At 56.2% G+C, this 5,336-nt stretch carries 2 rRNA genes; both read right to left on the minus strand.

Annotated features, from left to right (window positions below):
* Nucleotides 1–19 precede the first annotated feature (19 nt).
* Nucleotides 20–3,150, minus strand: a 23S ribosomal RNA gene (locus SLQ30_RS32920).
* Nucleotides 3,151–3,626: 476 nt separating this feature from the next.
* Nucleotides 3,627–5,147: ribosomal RNA gene (locus SLQ30_RS32925) — 16S ribosomal RNA — on the minus strand.
* Together the 16S and 23S rRNA genes form the textbook arrangement of a ribosomal RNA operon.
* Nucleotides 5,148–5,336: the final 189 nt, after the last annotated feature.

Raw genomic sequence — 5,336 nt, forward strand, 5'->3', positions numbered from 1 at the left:
TTTTGTTACCCGTTGGGGTGTGTGTAAGTTTTCGGCCGGTTAGTGCCAGTTCCCTGCGACTATTACTAGTCTTCTAGGTCTGGTCTATCGATCCCGTGGTCTGCGGGGGGCCTTATCCCACTTAATGGGTGAGAAGCCTGGTCTTGGAGGGGGTTTCCCGCTTAGATGCTTTCAGCGGTTATCCTGTCCGAACGTAGCTATCCAGCGGTGCCCCTGGTGGGACAACTGGTAGACCAGAGGTTCGTCCGTCCCGGTCCTCTCGTACTAGGGACAGGTTTCCTCAAGCTTCTGACGCGCGCGGCGGATAGAGACCGAACTGTCTCACGACGTTCTAAACCCAGCTCGCGTGCCGCTTTAATGGGCGAACAGCCCAACCCTTGGGACCTGCTCCAGCCCCAGGATGCGACGAGCCGACATCGAGGTGCCAAACCATCCCGTCGATATGGACTCTTGGGGAAGATCAGCCTGTTATCCCCGGGGTACCTTTTATCCGTTGAGCGACACCCCTTCCACTCGGGGGTGCCGGATCACTAGTCCCGACTTTCGTCCCTGCTCGACATGTATGTCTCGCAGTCAAGCTCCCTTGTGCACTTACACTCAACACCTGATTGCCGTCCAGGTTGAGGGAACCTTTGGGCGCCTCCGTTACTTTTTTGGAGGCAACCGCCCCAGTTAAACTACCCACCAGGCACTGTTCCTGAACCGGATATACGGTTCGAAGTTAGAAGCCCAATACGATCAGAGTGGTATTTCAACAACGACTCCACCCACACTGGCGTGTGAGTTTCACAGTCTCCCACCTATCCTACACAAAACGTATCGGACGCCAATACCAAGTTGTAGTGAAGGTCCCGGGGTCTTTTCGTCCTGCCGCGCGTAACGAGCATCTTTACTCGTAGTGCAATTTCGCCGAGTCTATGGTTGAGACAGTTGAGAAGTCGTTACGCCATTCGTGCAGGTCGGAACTTACCCGACAAGGAATTTCGCTACCTTAGGATGGTTATAGTTACCACCGCCGTTTACTGGGGCTTAAATTCTCAGCTTCACCCCCGAAGGGGTTGACCGGTCCTCTTAACCTTCCAGCACCGGGCAGGCGTCAGTCCGTATACATCGTCTTGCGACTTCGCACGGACCTGTGTTTTTAGTAAACAGTCGCTTCTCACTGGTTTCTGCGACCCCCTCCCGCCGGCCACCGCAAGGGTGTGGACGGTATGGGGGTCCCCCTTCTCCCGAAGTTACGGGGGTATTTTGCCGAGTTCCTTAACCATAGTTCACTCGTACGCCTTGGTATTCTCTACCTGACCACCTGTGTCGGTTTGGGGTACGGGCCGTGTCTGCACTCGCTAGAGGCTTTTCTCGGCAGCATAGGATCACCACATTCGCCTCACTCGGCTATGCATCACCTCTCAGGATATGTGAGACCCGGATTTGCCTAGGTCTCTCCCTACGGGCTTGCCCCAGTATTACCACTGACTGGTATGGCTACCTTCCTGCGTCACCCCGTCGCTTGACTACTACCAGCGAAGGTCCCGCGCAGCCCCAGAAACCCGCACACCCGAAGGTGATTGGTGATCCTGGTTTTGGGCGGTTAGTACCGCTGATTCATCACGGACGCGCATACACGGGTACGGGAATATCAACCCGTTGTCCATCGACTACGCCTGTCGGCCTCGCCTTAGGTCCCGACTCACCCTGGGCGGACTGGCCTGGCCCAGGAACCCTTGGTCTTTCGGCGGGCAAGGTTCTCACTTGCCTTATCGCTACTCATGCCTGCATTCTCACTCCCACACCCTCCACAGCTCCATCACTAGGCTGCTTCACCGGTGTGCAGGACGCTCCCCTACCCAACCAGAACGAATCTTGGTTGCCGCGGCTTCGGCGGTGTGCTTGAGCCCCGCTACATTATCGGCGCACAATCACTTGACCAGTGAGCTATTACGCACTCTTTCAAGGGTGGCTGCTTCTAAGCCAACCTCCTGGTTGTCTTCGCGACTGCACATCCTTTTCCACTTAGCACACGCTTAGGGGCCTTAGCCGGCGATCTGGGCTGTTTCCCTCTCGACGCACGGAGCTTATCCCCCGCCGTCTCACTGCCGCACTATTGACTTACCGGCATTCGGAGTTTGGCTGACGTCAGTAACCTTGTAAGGCCCATCGGCCATCCAGTAGCTCTACCTCCGGCAAGCATCATGCGACGCTGCACCTAAATGCATTTCGGGGAGAACCAGCTATCACGGAGTTTGATTGGCCTTTCACCCCTACCCACAACTCATCCCCTCAGTCTTCAACCTAAGTGGGTTCGGGCCTCCACAACATCTTACTGCTGCTTCACCCTGGCCATGGGTAGATCACTCCGCTTCGGGTCCAGAACACACCACTACACCAACCCCTCTGGATTGGATACGCCCTATTCAGACTCGCTTTCGCTGCGGCTACCCCACACGGGTTAACCTCGCGACATGTCCCTGACTCGCAGGCTCATTCTTCAAAAGGCACGCCATCACCCCACCACGAAGGAGGGCTCTGACGGATTGTAGGCACACGGTTTCAGGTACTCTTTCACTCCCCTCCCGGGGTACTTTTCACCATTCCCTCACGGTACTAATCCGCTATCGGTCATCAGAAGGTATTCAGGCTTACCGGGTGGTCCCGGCAGATTCACAGCAGATTCCACGGGCCCGCTGCTACTCGGGAACACTGAACAAGGCAGACATCGGGTTTTCACGTACCGGGCTCTCACCGTCTACGGCAGGCCATCCCAAGCCACTTCCGCTAACCACGACATTTTCTTACTGCCCTCTGAGGAGGTAGCCCCAGAAGATCAGGTCCCACAACCCCGCACACACAACCCCTACCCGGTATCACATGCATACGGTTTAGCCATCCTCCGCTTTCGCTCGCCACTACTCACGGAATCACAATTGTTTTCTCTTCCTACGGGTACTGAGATGTTTCACTTCCCCGCGTTACCTCCCGCACCCTATGTATTCAGATACGGGTAACACGACATCACTCGTGCTGGGTTTCCCCATTCGGACATCCTCGGATCAACGCTCGGTTGGCAGCTCCCCGAGGCATATCGCAGCCTCCCACGTCCTTCATCGGCCTCTGATGCCAAGGCATCCACCATGCGCCCTTAAACACTTACAACACAAAAACCAATTGTAAAAAATCGAAATTACACCACAACAAGACACCACAAAGACGACCCCCAAAAAAGAGGACCGCCCATGAAAGCACCTTGATGCTCGCAACCACTATGCACGAATCAAACACCACACCCCACCACCAAGCGGGGCAACAACACACCAACCCCGATCCCTCGGAGCCCACCCCCACCCCCACCCAACGGCAGAAGAAGAAGTGTTGACATCACCGCCGGTTCCCCCGAAAGGGCGAAGCGATGACGGGCCTGTTGTCTCAAAGCCCAACAGTGTGCTTGGCAACCCCCACGAACCACGGCCAGTCCCGAAAGACCAGAAACGGCACGGGGTTTTTGAGTTCGTTCATCATAAATCTTGCACCAGAACCGCACCCACTACAGATGAACGGTCCATCCAACGAATCGCCCAGATCACCGAACCCCCACAGTCGTGGGCGGGCCTGAGTCTCGTGGTGCTCCTTAGAAAGGAGGTGATCCAGCCGCACCTTCCGGTACGGCTACCTTGTTACGACTTCGTCCCAATCGCCGATCCCACCTTCGACGGCTCCCTCCCACGAGGGGTTAGGCCACCGGCTTCGGGTGTTACCGACTTTCATGACGTGACGGGCGGTGTGTACAAGGCCCGGGAACGTATTCACCGCAGCGTTGCTGATCTGCGATTACTAGCGACTCCGACTTCACGGGGTCGAGTTGCAGACCCCGATCCGAACTGAGACCGGCTTTCAAGGGATTCGCTCCACCTCACGGATTCGCAGCCCTTTGTACCGGCCATTGTAGCATGTGTGAAGCCCTGGACATAAGGGGCATGATGACTTGACGTCATCCCCACCTTCCTCCGAGTTGACCCCGGCAGTCTCTTACGAGTCCCCGCCATAACGCGCTGGCAACATAAGATAGGGGTTGCGCTCGTTGCGGGACTTAACCCAACATCTCACGACACGAGCTGACGACAGCCATGCACCACCTGCACACCAACCACAAGGGGGGCCGTATCTCTACGGCTTTCTAGTGCATGTCAAGCCCAGGTAAGGTTCTTCGCGTTGCATCGAATTAATCCACATGCTCCGCCGCTTGTGCGGGCCCCCGTCAATTCCTTTGAGTTTTAGCCTTGCGGCCGTACTCCCCAGGCGGGGTACTTAATGCGTTAGCTACGGCACGGATCCCAAGGAAGGAAACCCACACCTAGTACCCACCGTTTACGGCGTGGACTACCAGGGTATCTAATCCTGTTCGCTCCCCACGCTTTCGCTTCTCAGCGTCAGTTACTGCCCAGAGACCCGCCTTCGCCACCGGTGTTCCTCCTGATATCTGCGCATTCCACCGCTACACCAGGAATTCCAGTCTCCCCTGCAGTACTCTAGTCTGCCCGTATCGCCCGCACGCTCACAGTTAAGCCGTGAGATTTCACGAACAACGCGACAAACCACCTACAAGCTCTTTACGCCCAGTAATTCCGGACAACGCTCGCACCCTACGTATTACCGCGGCTGCTGGCACGTAGTTGGCCGGTGCTTCTTCTGTAGGTACCGTCACTTGCGCTTCGTCCCTACTGAAAGAGGTTTACAACCCGAAGGCCGTCATCCCCCACGCGGCGTCGCTGCATCAGGCTTGCGCCCATTGTGCAATATTCCCCACTGCTGCCTCCCGTAGGAGTCTGGGCCGTATCTCAGTCCCAGTGTGGCCGGACACCCTCTCAGGCCGGCTACCCGTCGACGCCTTGGTAGGCCATCACCCCACCAACAAGCTGATAGGCCGCGGGCCCATCCCACACCGCAAAAGCTTTCCCCCACCAGTCATGCAACCAATGAGGTATATCCGGTATTAGACCCAGTTTCCCAGGCTTATCCCGAAGTGCAGGGCAGATCACCCACGTGTTACTCACCCGTTCGCCACTCGAGTACCCCGAAGGGCCTTTCCGTTCGACTTGCATGTGTTAAGCACGCCGCCAGCGTTCGTCCTGAGCCAGGATCAAACTCTCCAAACAAAAACAACCCAACCCACAAAACAGGCAGGTGAATTCGAATCAGAAAAACCTGAATCCAAAACCAGAAAACAAACTGGCAAAAAAACAACCACACCCTGAAAACGGAAGACGGGGAGTCCCCCCAAGGCATGGCAAAACAAACAAACAAAAACCACCAAACACACTATTGAGTTCTCAAACAACACGCCC

This window comes from Mycobacterium sp. RTGN4 (assembly GCF_033804635.1).
In the GTDB taxonomy this organism is placed as follows: domain Bacteria; phylum Actinomycetota; class Actinomycetes; order Mycobacteriales; family Mycobacteriaceae; genus Mycobacterium.